Source organism: Bradyrhizobium sp. HKCCYLS3013 (assembly GCF_051167615.1).
Taxonomy (GTDB): domain Bacteria; phylum Pseudomonadota; class Alphaproteobacteria; order Rhizobiales; family Xanthobacteraceae; genus Bradyrhizobium.
Genome location: NZ_JBNPTK010000016.1, coordinates 35,232 through 49,442, shown reverse-complemented (window position 1 = coordinate 49,442; position 14,211 = coordinate 35,232). Strand labels below are relative to the sequence as shown.

Genomic DNA, 14,211 nt, shown 5'->3' with positions numbered 1-14,211 from the left:
CGGCGGCGTCGGCAGGGACGTCGCTTCTCTTCGCTCATCGTCCTTCGTCCATGCGGAGTTGCATCACCATGCGTGACCATCAGATCTCTCGTCGTACGATGTTGCAGCTCGCAGGCGCAGCTGCGTTGCCACTCGCCACCGGCCTGCTGCTGCGCCCCGCCAGTGCCGCGCCGGGCACGCTGACCATCGCCTACAACGTCAACCTGCCGTCGTTCGATCCGACCGTCGGCGTCTCGGCGGTCAATCCGACCATCCAGTCGATCTACCAGGCCATCTTCGATCCCTATATCGGCCAGGCCGCCGATCTCTCGTTCAAGCCGGGCCTCTTGACGAAGTGGGGCTGGAACGAGGACCGCACCAAGGTCACGATGGAGCTGCGCTCCGACGCGACCTGGCATGACGGCTCCAAGGTGACGCCGGAGGACGTGGTGTGGTCGCTGACCCGCGCCGCCGATCCGAAGGGCGGCAACCCGATCCAGTTCGTCTGGTCGAAGATCAACAACTTCAAGATCGACGGCCAGACCATCACGGCCGACGTGGTAGAGTTCGAGCCGGTGCTGTTCAAATGGATGGCGTTCCTCACCGGCTACGTGCTGCCCAAGGCCTATTACGAGAAGGTCGGCGCGGAGGGCTTTGAGAAGGCGCCGATCGGCTCCGGCCCGTACAAGGTCGATGCCTTCGAGCGCAACGCGTTCCTGCGGCTGAAGGCGCATCCCGGCTATTGGGGGCCGAAGCCGGCGTTCGAGACCGTCGTCTTCAAGTTCGTCACCGATCCGACCAGCCGCGTCGCCGAGATCGAGTCCGGTGGCTCCGACATCACCTTCGAGATTCCCTATGAAGAGTTCGACCGCCTCAAGGCCAAGCCGAATTTGGCAGGCCTGACGCAGCCGATCTCCGACATCGGAATGATCTTCCTCACCGACATCGATCCGATGCTCGACCGCAACATCAGGCTCGCCGCCAACCACGCCATCGACAAGAAGGCGATCGTCGAAAAGCTGCTGCGCGGCTATGGCGTGCCGATCGATACCTTGGAAGCTCCGGGCTACGCCGCCTTCGATCCCTCGATCAAGGTCGCCTATGATCCGGAGCTCGCGAAGAGCCTGCTCGCCAAGAGCGGCTACTCGGCCGCCAAGCCGGTCAAGTTCACCATCCAGACCACGCGCGGCTTCAAGCCGAAGGACTACGAAATGGTCCAGGCGATCGCCGGCATGTGGCGCAAGGTCGGCATCGAGGCCAACATCGAGGTCTACGAGATCGCGCAGCATTTCGAGCTGCGCGCCCGCCACGCGCTGGCGCCGGCGGCGTTCTACAATTGGGGCAACGCGATCGGCGATCCCACGACCTCGACCGGCTTTGCGATGTTCGGCCCGTCGCCACATTCAGCCTGGAAGGGCAAGGACCTGATCGAGCGCATCGGGCCCTTGTGGGGCGAGAAGGACGAGGCCAAGCGCATCGCCGGCTGGAAAGCGGTCGACAAATACATCGCCGAGGAGGGTGAGGTGATTCCGCTGCTGCAATACGTCCAGCCGATCGTGCACAAGAAGGGCCTCAAGGTGGTGCCGCAGGCCAACGGCATGATCCTGCCGCAGCTCGTGACCCAGGGCTGAGACGGAGTCGGGCGATGCGCTGGAGCGCCATTCTCAAGCGCCTCGCTCTGATCCCGCCGACCCTGCTCGGCGTCGGCGCCATCGTGTTCGTGCTGCTGCGCGTGGTGCCCGGCGATCCCATCGCGATGATGATCCCGCCCGGCGCCTCGCCGGCCGACATTGCGCGGCTGCGCGCGCTCTACGGCCTCGATCAGCCGCTGCTGTCGCAGTTCATCACCTGGCTTGGCCAAGTCGCGTCGGGCGATTTCGGCCGCTCGATCAGCCTGCGCCAGCAGGTGTTCGAATTGGTCAGCGCGCGGCTGCCGGCGACCCTTGAGCTCGCAGCGCTCTCGGTGATCATGGCGCTCGTGATGGGCGGAGCCGTGGCGCTGGTCGGCAGCCTCACGCGCGGCACCCGCGCCGAATGGCTGCTCGACACCGCCAACGGCTTCTTTCTCGCCATTCCTGATTTCCTGTGGGCCCTGATCCTGCTGCTCGGCTTCGGCGTGCTGCTGCCGCTGCTGCCGATTTCCGGCCGGCTCGATCCGCAGCTTGCCGTGGCCTTCCGCACCCACTTCTATCTGATCGAGAGCCTGCTCACCCTGCGCCTCGACGTCGCCGCCGATCTCTTGCGCCATATGTTGCTGCCGTCGCTGGCGCTCGCGCTGCCCTTCGCCGCGCTGGTCGCGCGTCTCCTCAAGGCGCAGCTCGCAGAGGCCGAGGACCAGGACTACGCCCAGATCGCCCGCACCCGCGGATTTTCGCGCACCACGATCCTGCAGCGCGAGGTGTTCCCCAACGCGCTGATCCCGACGGTCGCGCTCTCAGGCGTGCAGGTCACCCTGCTGCTCGGCGGCACCGTGCTGGTCGAGCGCATCTTCTCCTACGAGGGCATCGGCAACATGGCGATCGATGCCGTCATCAACCGCGACTTCCCGCTGATCCAGGGGCTGATCCTGACCTTCGCCGTCCTGTTCATCGCTCTCAATCTCGCCGTCGACCTGCTGGTGGCGCTGCTCGATCCGAGGCTGCGCCATGGTTGACTTGGTTCTTTCTGGCCCGATCACGGCCCAGCCGTCGCGCTGGCGCAGCGCTCTCTCACGCGGCGGCGCGCGGCTGTGGATCGGCGGCGGCCTTGTCGCGCTGCTGCTGCTCATCGCGCTGTTCGCCCCGGTCATCGCGCCGCATGATCCGGCCGAGCAGGATCTGATGTCGGCGCAGCTGCCGCCGGCCTTCATGCGCGGCGGCGAGGCGGCGTTTCCGTTGGGCACCGACAGCCTCGGCCGCTGCGTGCTGTCGCGCCTGATATATTCCGCGCGTACTGCGGTCTCCGTCGCGCTGATCGCCTCGCTGCTCGCTGCGGTCATCGGCATCGCACTCGGCCTGATTGCCGGCGCCTTCGGCGGCTGGATCGATCAGCTGGTGTCGCGGCTGATCGACGTCTGGATGGCGTTCCCGCCGGTGCTGCTGTCGATCGTGCTCGCCGCCGTCATCGGCGCCGGCCTCACCTCGGTCATTGCTGCGATCGTGGTCGTCGACTGGACCCGCTTCGCCCGCATCACCAGAGCCGAAACGCAGGCCCAGCTTGCGCGCGACTACGCCGCCGCGGCCCGGGTGCTCGGCCTCACCCGCGCGCAGGCGCTGCGGCTCGAGATCCTGCCCAACCTCGTGCCGCTGATCGTCACGTTGCTGGCGGTCGAGATGGGCATAGCTATCCTGGTCGAGGTCATCCTGTCCTTCGTCGGCATCTCCGTCACCGGCGACACCGCGAGCTGGGGCGGCATGATCACCGAGGGACGGCAGATCGTCTACCAGGCGCCCTGGATCATGGCGCTGCCGATCGGCGCCGTCATCGTCAGCGTGATCGGCTTCAACCTGCTCGGCGACGGCCTGCGCGCCGCGCTCGATCCGGTGCAGCGCCGATGAGTGCCGTGCTCGACATCGACAATCTCCACGTCGCGATCGGCGCCGCCAATGTGCTGCGCGGCGTCTCCTTGCGCGTCGAGGCCGGCGAGGTCCGCGGGCTCGTCGGCGAATCCGGTGCCGGCAAGTCGATGGTCGGCCGCACCATCTTCGGCCTGCTGCCGGCGAAGGCCGCCATCACGGCCGGCCGCGTGAGCTTCGAGGGGCGCGACCTCCTGGCGATGCCGGACAAGCAGCGCCGCGACCTGCTGGGACGGCGCATCGCGCTGATCCCGCAGGATCCGATGACGTCGCTCAACCCGGTCCGGCGTATCGGCGCGCAGATATGCGCGGTGTTGCAGCTGCATCTGAAGCTGTCGAAGCGTGCCGCGCGCGATCGCGCCGCCGAGCTGCTGAGCGAGGTCGCGATCCGCGATCCCGCTGGCGTCCTCGCACTCTATCCGCACGAGCTCTCCGGCGGCATGCGCCAGCGCGTGCTGATCGCGATGGCCTTCGCCTGCGATCCGTCGCTGGTCATCGCCGACGAGCCGACCACCGCGCTCGACGTCACCGTGCAGCGCCAGGTGCTGCAGCTGGTCGAGCGGATGCGCCAGCGCCACGGCGCGGCGATCCTGTTCGTCACCCACGATCTCGGCGTCGTCGCAAAAATCTGCCGCAGCATGACCGTGCTGCATGCCGGCCGCGTGCTCGAGGATGGATTGACGTCGGACGTGCTGGTGAAGCCGCATCATGCCTACACGCGCGCGCTGCTGGCGGCGACGCCGCGCGCCGACCGTCCGGCGGACAGCTTGAGGCCGGTGCCACCGGCGCTGATCGAAAGCCTGTGGGCGGAGGCGCACCGGCTCGATCAGCTCGCGGCGAGGAGGCCGGCATGAGCGAGATCCTGCTGCGCACCGGCCAGCTCGGCTTCGCCTATCCGGCGCGGTCGACTTCGCTGTTCGGCAAGCCTGTGATGCGTGACGTCATCAAGTCGGTCGATCTCGCCGTTCCGCGCGGCGCGGTGCTCGGCCTCGTCGGCGAATCCGGTTCGGGCAAGACCACACTGGGCCGGCTGCTGGTGCGGCTGCTGGAGCCGACTTCTGGCGGCCTCCAGTTCGACGGCGTCGAGATCAGCCGTCTGTCCGAAGCCGCGCTGCGCCCCTTGCGCGCGCGCATCCAGATGATCTTCCAGGATCCGCAATCCTCGCTCAATCCGCGCCTGCCGCTCGCGGTCACCTTGACGCGCCAGCTCGAGGTCTATGGACAGTTGAAAGGCCGGCGCGATCGCCGCGACCGCGCCGCCGCGCTGCTCGATCTCGTCGGCCTGCCGACAGCCTTCGTCGACCGTTATCCGCACGAGCTCTCCGGCGGCCAGCGCCAGCGCGCCGGCATCGCACGCGCGCTGGCGCTGCAGCCGGACTTCATCGTCGCCGACGAGATCGTCTCCGGGCTCGACGTCTCGACCCAGGCGCACATCCTGATGCTGTTGAAGGAGCTGCGCGCAAGGCTCGGGCTGACCGTGGTCTTCATCAGCCATGATCTCTCAGTGATCCGCGTGCTCTGCGACGAGGTCGCCATTCTCAAGGGCGGCGAGGTGGTCGAGCACGGCCCGGTCGGCCGCATCTTCTCCCATCCGCAACACGCCTATACGCGCCAGCTCCTGGCCGCCATTCCGCTCCCCGATGTCGAGCCGGGCTGGCTCGACGACACCTCGCCCCGTGAGCAACCCCAGCAGCAGGGATCAGCCGCATGAGTGCTTCGATCAAGGACTCCGTCGTCGTCATCACCGGCGCCACCGGCGCCATCGCGAAGGCGCTCATCGCCGAACTGCTCGCCCGCGGCGCTGCGAAGATCTATGCCGCCGCCCGCGACGTCTCCGCGCTCACGGCGTCCGACAGGGTCGTGCCGTTGAAGCTCGACGTTACCAGCGATGGGGACGCGGCAGCCGCCGCCGCACAGGCTTCCGACGCGACGCTGCTGATCAACAATGCCGGCGTCAATCACAACACTGCGTTCATGCTCGCGCCCGATCTCGCCATCGCCACGGAGGAGATCGAGATCAACTACCTCGCGCCGTTGCGGCTGACGCGCGCCTTCGCGCCGGTGCTGATCAAGAACCAGGGGGCCGTGCTCAACATCCTGACCATCCTGGCGCGGGTGAACCTGCCGCTGATGGGCTCCTATTGCGCCTCGAAGGCCGCGGCGCTGAGCCTCACGCAAGGACTGCGCGGCGAACTGACGCCGAAGGGCGTCCACGTCGCCGGCGCGCTGCCCGGTGCCGTCGACACGCGCATGACGGCCGGCCTGCCGATCCCGAAGATGACGCCGGCCGAGGCCGCCAAGGAAATTCTCGACGGCTACGAGACCGGCGAGGAGGACATCTATGTCGGCGACATGGCCAAGGGCATCGCCGCCGGCCTCGCGCAGGATCACAAGGCGGTGGAAAAGCAATTGGCGTCGGGCTAGCACGAACGCCCTGATAAAAGTCGCACCCGGAGCAGCGACGCGAGAAGGTCGACGCGGCAGAGCGCGCGAGGCCTGGAACCGAGATTTCTGCCGCGACGAGGCGTCAGTTCTTCCGATCCCGAAAACTATAGGTGACAGGCCCCAGCGCGGGCCCAGGAGATTGAGACGACTGGCATTGGCTTCCCGAGGCACCGGTTTCCTTTGAAGCCTGCCAGGCGTACGTAAAGGCCAGGGAGCGGCCCGAGAGCGTGGCCGAAGTGCGACAGTCTGCCGTTACTCGCTTCTCCGAAGACGGCCGGCCCCTAGGCAGGTTGCAGGAACTGGGTGACGTCCGCCATTTGTTGGGGAACGCGCCTTTTGCCAAGCTCGAAAAGGTCATCGTAGCGCAGCGCGGAAGGAACGCTGCCCTATGGGAGCAGATCGAACCAAGGCGTCGTGAACGAGGGCGGCTGCTTGAGGCCCGGTATAGACCAGGCGTTGCCCGCCTAAGGTCAGATTGATTGAAGCCCCTGGCTCACCCGCCGAGCTTGTCACCCCAAAAATGGAGGTGCGGCATGCCCCGGAAGTCAAATACGCCTAGTGAGGCCCGTAACGAGTTCGTGCAGCTCGCGCTTGTCCCGAACGCCAACATTCAGAGCCTTTGTCGGCGGGGATCACCGTTCAATGAGAATACGCGCAGCGGGCGATAACACGCGCCTTTGCCCACGGGACATGAGCGCGGCGCTCGCATCTGAGTTTCAGAGGGAGGATAGTTCCCCAAGCAATTTCACAGTCAGATCGTCACCAAGTGTGGTTATCAGCGCTGGCCATCGCCCATCAACGGCTTCATGGGCTCCCCATCTGGACTATAGGACGACACGCCGTCTCCGACGGAAAAGGACATCAGGTCGTGTCCGATGACTAATGGACCCTGGTACGTCGCGCGGGTGCGCCGAAGCAGCGCCTCCTCGGGCACATCCTGCACCGGCTTCACCGTCGCGAATACGACATGCGAATAGACCGCCAGCTTCGGCTTTGCGAGCGAGAAGATCCGCCCGGCTTCCTCTGGTGAAGTGTGATGGGCTTCGATAGCACGATAAGAGGGATAATCCTTCACGAGATCAGGTTCGATGATTGCGACCTCGTGAACCAGCAGATCGGCGCCCTTCGCGGCGTTCACGATTCGCTCGTCATATTTGGTGTCACCCGATAGAACGACTTTCTTGCCGCCGTACTCGATCACGTAGCCGAAGGCTGGCTTGATCTTCTCACCGTGGTTGACCTCGATCGCCGTGACCTTCACGCCGCCCTTCTCATAGACGAGTCCGGGCTGAATGTCGTGCGCATTAAATGCCACGCCTTCCGGCGGCAGATGTTCGTCATCCTCGCGAATGCGAATATCCTCCGAGAACGCCTTGGTCAGGTTTTGCGTCATTGCGACGGTTCCGGCCGGCCCAAAGATCACCATCGGTGATTTTCGTGAGGCCCAGGGCGTTCCGATCCAGCCGCTGAGCCACATATCAGGCAAGCCGACAATATGGTCGGAGTGGAGATGCGTGATGAAATGAGCGGTGATGGCGCCGAGCGGAATTCGCTTCTGGAAGAGGCGAATGGTCGAGCCCCGCCCCATATCAAACAGCAATTTCTCGGGTCCGGCCTCGACGAGTGTTGACGCACTGAAGCTTCCGATCCGTGGGGTCGGTGTGCCGGTTCCGAGCAAAGTCACCTTCATCTCATCTGCCGCGGATGGATGTCCCCACAGCAGAACACAGGCCGCAATTGTAGAGGCAACTAGTCTCACTATGCCAGTTTCGATTGCTTGCATCTGAACACCGAACATCTTCGAGGTTGCTGATAGCAGGGGGGCCTGTGGCCGTCGCCACTCTGATCAGCTTGGTCCATTTAGGGACGCGGCTCGATCGTTGATGTGTGTCTTTCGGCTCAGCGTCAATGGTCGACAAACGTTTGACCAAATCAAATGTGTTCTGCGATGCACAATGCTGCTGTTGGAGATTGTCAAACGACGGTATGTTTCGAAAACGTCACCTCATCCGCCATCCTCCACCCTCAGCCGGAACGTCATGAGCAATTTGAAGGATCCGTCAAACATTGACGAGTATCTCGCGTTTCGTATCTATAATCTTGGAAAGCTCGCCGCGCGGGGCGCGGGCATCATGCTACGGCGGGAGTTGGGGATCGGTCGGCGCGACTGGCGCATTCTTGCTTACGTCGCGCAACGTCCTGGCATGAGCCTGAGCGAACTCGCCGAAGTCGCCGACATCGAGCTGGAGCCTGCAAGTAGAGGGGTTGGTAGGCTCGTGGGCAGCGGAATCATTGCGAAGACAAGGCTCCCCAAAAATAAGCGACGTTTGGCACTTTCGCTGACGGACACTGGACAGGCCCTGTACGAGCAGGCGCAACGGATAACCAAGGCGTACAATAGAGATTTGGCAGCGTGTCTGAGCGATGAAGACGCACATATGTTGGACATGCTGCTGAGGAGACTCTCGGAACGAGCTACGGAGCTCACTGATCTGCAGGCAGCCGCTGGCGGCGAAGAAGACATCGTCGAATAGGGTATTCGATGCCGTCATGACCCCCGGCTGCTGCCATTAGTCGAACCGACGCCAGCTGGAGGCGAGTTCAGCGTATGCGGGCAATGTGGGGGCGCGCCCGAAAACGTCATGAGCTCGAGGAAATTGCGGCGATCGCATCGATGATCATCGTCAATCCGCCGGTATAGTCGTTGGGTTTGTCCGAAAGAGGTTTCAGCAGCATTGGCCGCAGCACGCTTGAGCGAGCAACTGGAACGACGTCGCCAAACTCGCAGGCCCAAGTCACTCCAAATGGCATCGGCTATTTGCCTGCGAGCCCGGCGGCCTGAATGATCGGCGCCCACCTCTCGCAGTCTTCCATTTGAATCGCGCCAAGCTGCGGCGGCTGTTGGCGATGTTGCATCTTTGGCCATCGATCGCTCCACTTCACCTAAGAGCCCTTCTATGCCGAACGCCGCAGTCCGCCGGGCGATCGCTGCCGAACAGTTCATCTTTCTGTGCTTCGGCAGCGCATGCCGCCTTACTACGAATTCATCTCACCGACAGGATGAATTAATTCGTCGGACAGGACGTAGTAATCTGACCAGCGTTACTCCTTCGTGCAACGCCGTGAGGCGCAACATCTCGAAGGAGACAATCCATGTCGGACAGCAATCAGCAACCTCGCCGCAGGATCATGCCCGCGCGGCGCCTGACTCTGCTCGGATCGGCTGCCGTGATCGGTTCGGCGATCGCGCTGTCGGGACCGCTCGGCTATGGCCGCCTGATCGATCAGGCATGGGCGGCGGCGCCTTCCCAGGGCGAGCAGGGCCCCACCGGATTCGCCGATCTGGTCGCCAAGGTCAGGCCCGCGGTGATCTCCGTCCGCGTCAGTGTCGACGAAGGTGACGAGACCGACATGCTTGGGCCGAACGGGGAGCCGTTCATGCAGGGAACGCCGTTCGAGAAGTTCTTCCGCCAATACGGATTCGCCGACGGCCCGCAAGGCAAGATGCGTCGCCACCAGTTGATTACGGGAGTTGGCTCCGGATTCTTCATTTCGGCCGACGGCTACGCGGTGACCAACAACCATGTTGTGGACCACGCGAAGTCGGTGCAGGTCACCACCGACGACGGCAAGGCCTACACCGCCAAAGTCATTGGGACCGACCCGAAGACCGACGTCGCGCTGATCAAGGTCGAAGGCAAGTCGGACTTCACCTATGTCAACCTGGACAGCAAAACGCCGCGCGTCGGTGACTGGGTCGTGGCGGTCGGCAATCCCTACGGCCTCGGGGGCACCGTCACGGCGGGCATCGTCTCGGCGGAAGGCCGCGAGCTCAGCTCAAGCCCCTATGACAACTACATCCAGATCGATGCGCCGATCAACAAGGGCAATTCGGGCGGTCCCACCTTCGATACCAACGGCAATGTCATCGGCGTCAACACCGCGATCTATTCGCCCACAGGCGGCTCGGTCGGCATCGGCTTCGATATACCTGCGCCGACGGTCAAGATGATCGTTGCCCAGCTCAAGGACAAGGGCGTGGTGACCCGGGGCTGGCTCGGCGTGCAGGTCCAGCCGGTGACGGCAGGTATCGCAGAAGGTCTCGGCATGAGGAACGCCGCGGGCGCGCTGGTCGATGAAGCAAGGCCGGATACGCCGGCGGCGAAAGCCGGGATTGAACCTGGCGACGTCATTACGGCCGTCAACGGTGAAGCCATCAAGGACTCGCGCGCCCTGGCGGGCCGGATCTCGGCGATGGCCCCCGGAAGCTCGGCAAAGCTCGACATCCTGCGCAAGGGTGAGTCCATGACCATCGCTGTGACGCTTGCGAGCATGCCGAACCAGCAGCAGAAGCAGGCCAGTTCCGACGATCACGACAACGGCTCGGCTCGCGGCGTGCCACATCTCGGTCTGTCAGTCGCGCCCGCAGAGGACGTGGCGGGCGCCGGGAACAAGGGTATCGTTGTCACCGCCGTTGATCCCGACGGCCCGGCGGCGGAGCACGGTGTGCAGTCCGGCGATGTGATTCTCGATGTCGGCGGCAGGACCATCGGCACCGTCGCCGAACTGCGCAACGCATTGTCGGAAGCAAGGTCCGCCGGCAAGCGCGACGTGCTGATGCGGGTCAAGTCCGCCGCCAATACCCATTTTGTTGCGGTCCCGATCGGCTGACGCGCCGATACGGAGCCTGCTGCCGGTGCTCTCCCCATCGCCGGCAGCAGGCCACGCGTTGTGTGCGGGATGAACGACGGACATGCGGCGAGCCCCGTGTCGACCCGACGTCTCGGCGAGGGGCGACTCCGCAGAATCGTTGCGGCGGCCGGCGCGTCCTGTGGCCACATCTGACGCATCCGGTACTGAAACGGCAACCGGATGTCGCGAAGTGCGTTTCACGTCAGGGGGCGACCAACGGTGGGGAGTCAGCGCCATGGGCATGGTCAACAAGGAAACACCAACCGAGCGCCTTGCGGCCCGCGCGAAGACGGATCGACTGCATCCGCACGTTACCGGATCCCGGCCGGACTTCCGGCCTGGCTGGACGTCTCGGTCTGTAGGGCGCAGGCGGAGGACAGCGAGATGATGTCGCGGGTGCCGTCGACTGGCTGCAAGTCGGTGGCGAGATGGAGCCGTTTCGCGATCGAGGGACAGCAGCCGGGATACTGGCCGGCAGGATCAAGATCCAGCGCGGGCCTTGGATCTGACGGTCGCTCGGACAAGCGCGCAGAGAGACTGACGCTAAAGCTACCGAGCCGGTGCCAGGTCCGCCAAACCAGTCTCTGCAAGGTCGAGATCGCAGGGTCAAGATCGAGTGCGTCGTGATCGAACCCCTCGGTTTCACAACAAAACGACAGGAGGACGCCATGATCGAGCAGCTCACGAACTTTCCAGACCAGGTCGTCGGGTTCCGCTGCAGCGGCCGGGTGACGAAGGAGGACTATGACAAGGTGCTGGCGCCCGCCGTGCTCGCCGGACTTCAAGCCAACCGGACTCTTCGATTATACTACGAGACCGGCAAGGATTTCACGCTCGATGCCGGCGCAATGTGGGAAGACTTCAAGATCGGCATCGAGCATCTGATGCGCTGGGACAGGATCGCGGTCGTGACCGACATCGAATGGATCCGGACGGCGGTACGTCTCTTCGCGTTCATGATGCCGGCAACGACCAGGGTGTTTTCGCTGTCCGAGGCGGCCGAGGCCCACGCCTGGATCGCCGCATGACCAGAGGAGCAGGGTGAGGGGACGCCGCTGCGCGCACCTATCTCACCGCGAAGTTCGGCCAGCACGCGACCTACCGACGCGTGGACATGTTCCCCAAGGCCGGCCCGATCGTTCTCGACTTTCTCGAGCGGAAGACGGGCGTCCTGTTCGCGGCGCATCCGGTCCACCTCGCTGGACCATTGAGGCATGTCCTCGGTCTTCTCACCCGCTATGCGATGGACCGGATCGGCGACACACGGAACACGCCTGGTCATGGGAAACGCACTCGTCGCACGACTTCTCGACAGCATCCATCGCCTTGCCATCGACCTGCGCTTCGACGCCCGCACCGACTTAGAACGATCAGTTCACCTCCATGCGGAAAGATATCCGCAGGAAATGTGCGTTCCCAACCCGAGACCGATCTGACAAAGGAATAATCGCTGGGCTGGATCGCGCCGCTTTGGCCCAAGGAGTCTGGCGGCCCGGGCTGATCGATCTTGTTGTGGCTTCGTCGAGCACGACCACGCGGACCGAACCTCATCGCGGACGGGCGATACCTGCTCGTGATCACCGGCGGGGCCGGTCGGGCCACGGCGTGCCGGCCCGTCCGGTTCTTCGGGCGTCGGCCGGGGCCATTTTCCGAAAGTCCAGACGCGGCGCCGCGAGGGCCCTGGCCCGGCGGGAGTGATGGTTCACAAATCGCAGCAAACTGAAGGACATGCAGATGCCTCACGCCGCACCGTTCGGCTGGCACGATTGCTGCTTACTGAGCCGCCAAACGAGCGCCAGCTCCAGAACAACAGATGCGAGGGGACGTCCGGATGCCAGCCTACAGCTCATTCCTCACCTGAGACCCGGTGACGGGCGATCCCGACTGCGCAGCTTAGCGGGTCCGCCTCGCGCGGCCCGCGTCCAGACGCGCGACGTTGCCCCGGCACGCAATGGAGCCGGCGCGGAAGCGGGTCCTAGGCAGGCCAGAGAGATAGACCGAGTAAGATCAGGGAGAGAAGATACGATGTCTGCAACCATCACAGCGGCCGCGGCGCCGCAGAAGCCGTTCTACCGGATCCTCTATGTGCAGGTCCTGTTCGCGATCGTGCTCGGTGTCGTCGTCGGCTGGCTCTGGCCCGAGCTCGGCAGGAACGAATGGATCAAGGCGCTCGGCGACGGCTTCGTCAAGCTGATCAAGATGGTGATCGCGCCGGTCATCTTCTGCACCGTCGTGTCGGGCATCGCGCATGTCTCCGAGGTGAAGAAGGTCGGGCGCGTCGCCGTCAAGGCGCTGATCTATTTCGAGATCGTCTCGACCTTCGCGCTCGCGCTCGGGCTCATCGTCGGCAATTTCATCCAGCCGGGGGCCGGGTTCCAGGGCCAGAGCAACGCCGGCGCCGCCGCCGTCGCCAACTACGCCAAGCAGGCGAGCGAGATGAAGTCGGTCGACTTCGTGCTTCACATCATCCCGGACACGGTGGTCGGAGCGTTCGCGCAGGGCGAGATCCTGCAGGTGCTGCTGTTCTCGATCCTGTTCGGCATCTCGCTGATGGCGCTCGGCGAGCGCGGCCACACGATGCGCGCCTTCGTCGACGACGCCGCGCACGCAATCTTCGGCGTCATCGCTCTCGTGGTGAAGGCCGCTCCGATCGGCGCCTTCGGCGCCATGGCCTTCACCATCGGCCGCTATGGGCCGCAGGCGCTCGGCAACCTCGCCGGCCTGATCGCGACCTTCTATCTCACGGCGATCGCTTTCGTCGTGATCGTGCTCGGCATCATCGCCCGCATCGCCGGGTTCTCGATCTTCAAGTTCCTCAAATACATCAAGGACGAGCTGCTGATCGTGCTCGGCACCTCGTCGTCCGAGAGCGCGCTGCCGCAGATGATGGAGAAGCTGGAGCGGCTCGGCTGCTCCAAGCCGGTCGTCGGCCTGGTGGTTCCGACCGGCTACTCGTTCAATCTCGACGGCACCAACATCTACATGACGCTGGCGACGCTGTTCATTGCGCAGGCGATGAACGTCCACCTCTCCTTCGGCGAGCAGATCACGATCCTGCTGGTTGCGATGCTGACCTCGAAGGGCGCCTCGGGCATCACCGGCGCAGGCTTCATCACCCTGGCCGGAACGCTGGCGGCCGTGCGGCCGGAGCTCGTTCCCGGCATGGCGATCGTGCTCGGCATCGACAAGTTCATGAGCGAATGCCGCGCCCTGACCAACCTGTGCGGCAACGGCGTCGCCTGCGTGATCGTGGCGTGGTGGGAAGGCGAGCTGGATCGCGACAAGCTGCGCATCGCGCTCGATCGCGATATCGATCCGGCCGATGTCGAGGTCGCCGTCACGACGGGATAGGCCTGCGGTCGCGGGTTGCGCTGCCGGCGCATTCCAGCGTCAGTGGCGCCGTCGTGCCAAAATGTGGCATGCCCGCTTCGTCATCGTCAGGGCCCGGCGCATCAGTCGGTCAAGCCCAATCGCGATGCCGCCAACATCTCGGATAATCTGCTAGGGTGGCAGCGGGCAGGGGCTCACCGTGGAGGCATCC

Annotated in this window: 11 protein-coding genes; 10 read left to right on the top strand and 1 reads right to left on the bottom strand. The window is 64.5% G+C overall.

Features of this window, described 5'->3' with window-relative positions:
• Positions 1 to 68: 68 nt before the first annotated feature.
• The 6 genes from ACQR1F_RS25150 to ACQR1F_RS25125 are packed head-to-tail and all read left to right on the top strand — an operon-like array spanning position 69 to position 5,957.
• A complete protein-coding gene (locus ACQR1F_RS25150; protein ID WP_434914050.1) occupies positions 69 to 1,610 on the top strand; it encodes an ABC transporter substrate-binding protein in 1,542 nt (513 codons plus the stop codon).
• Positions 1,611 to 1,624: 14 nt separating this feature from the next.
• A complete protein-coding gene (locus tag ACQR1F_RS25145) occupies positions 1,625 to 2,632 on the top strand; it encodes an ABC transporter permease (protein WP_316178414.1) in 1,008 nt (335 codons plus the stop codon).
• Positions 2,625 to 3,515, top strand: coding sequence for an ABC transporter permease (locus tag ACQR1F_RS25140; protein ID WP_315802394.1), 891 nt, complete (start codon positions 2,625 to 2,627; stop codon positions 3,513 to 3,515). Before ACQR1F_RS25145 ends, ACQR1F_RS25140 begins: the two co-directional genes overlap by 8 nt.
• A complete protein-coding gene (locus tag ACQR1F_RS25135; RefSeq protein ID WP_434847601.1) occupies positions 3,512 to 4,387 on the top strand; it encodes an ABC transporter ATP-binding protein in 876 nt (291 codons plus the stop codon). Before ACQR1F_RS25140 ends, ACQR1F_RS25135 begins: the two co-directional genes overlap by 4 nt.
• Positions 4,384 to 5,244 carry an ATP-binding cassette domain-containing protein gene (locus ACQR1F_RS25130; RefSeq protein WP_434898276.1) on the top strand — a complete coding sequence of 287 codons (861 nt, stop codon included), beginning with the start codon at positions 4,384 to 4,386 and terminating at the stop codon, positions 5,242 to 5,244. Before ACQR1F_RS25135 ends, ACQR1F_RS25130 begins: the two co-directional genes overlap by 4 nt.
• Complete coding sequence (locus ACQR1F_RS25125) at positions 5,241 to 5,957, top strand: SDR family oxidoreductase (RefSeq protein ID WP_315802397.1); 717 nt, start codon at positions 5,241 to 5,243, stop codon at positions 5,955 to 5,957. Before ACQR1F_RS25130 ends, ACQR1F_RS25125 begins: the two co-directional genes overlap by 4 nt.
• A gap of 796 nt (positions 5,958 to 6,753) precedes the next feature.
• On the opposite strand, the gene ACQR1F_RS25120 is transcribed toward ACQR1F_RS25125, so the two are convergent.
• Entirely contained in the window at positions 6,754 to 7,668 is a 915-nt protein-coding gene (locus tag ACQR1F_RS25120) for an MBL fold metallo-hydrolase (RefSeq protein ID WP_316218434.1), read from the bottom strand.
• A 349-nt stretch (positions 7,669 to 8,017) separates the two neighbouring features.
• On the opposite strand from ACQR1F_RS25120, the gene ACQR1F_RS25115 reads away from it, so the two are divergent.
• From ACQR1F_RS25115 to ACQR1F_RS25100, 4 genes are all read left to right on the top strand, one after another.
• Positions 8,018 to 8,512, top strand: coding sequence for a MarR family winged helix-turn-helix transcriptional regulator (locus ACQR1F_RS25115; RefSeq protein WP_315802399.1), 495 nt, complete (start codon positions 8,018 to 8,020; stop codon positions 8,510 to 8,512).
• Positions 8,513 to 9,131: 619 nt separating this feature from the next.
• Complete coding sequence (locus ACQR1F_RS25110; protein ID WP_434914049.1) at positions 9,132 to 10,649, top strand: Do family serine endopeptidase; 1,518 nt, start codon at positions 9,132 to 9,134, stop codon at positions 10,647 to 10,649.
• Between the two features lie 689 nt (positions 10,650 to 11,338).
• Complete coding sequence (locus ACQR1F_RS25105; RefSeq protein ID WP_316218437.1) at positions 11,339 to 11,698, top strand: STAS/SEC14 domain-containing protein; 360 nt, start codon at positions 11,339 to 11,341, stop codon at positions 11,696 to 11,698.
• A 997-nt stretch (positions 11,699 to 12,695) separates the two neighbouring features.
• Positions 12,696 to 14,021: a dicarboxylate/amino acid:cation symporter gene (locus ACQR1F_RS25100; protein ID WP_315802402.1), complete on the top strand. Its 1,326-nt coding sequence runs from the start codon at positions 12,696 to 12,698 to the stop codon at positions 14,019 to 14,021.
• Positions 14,022 to 14,211 lie beyond the last annotated feature (190 nt).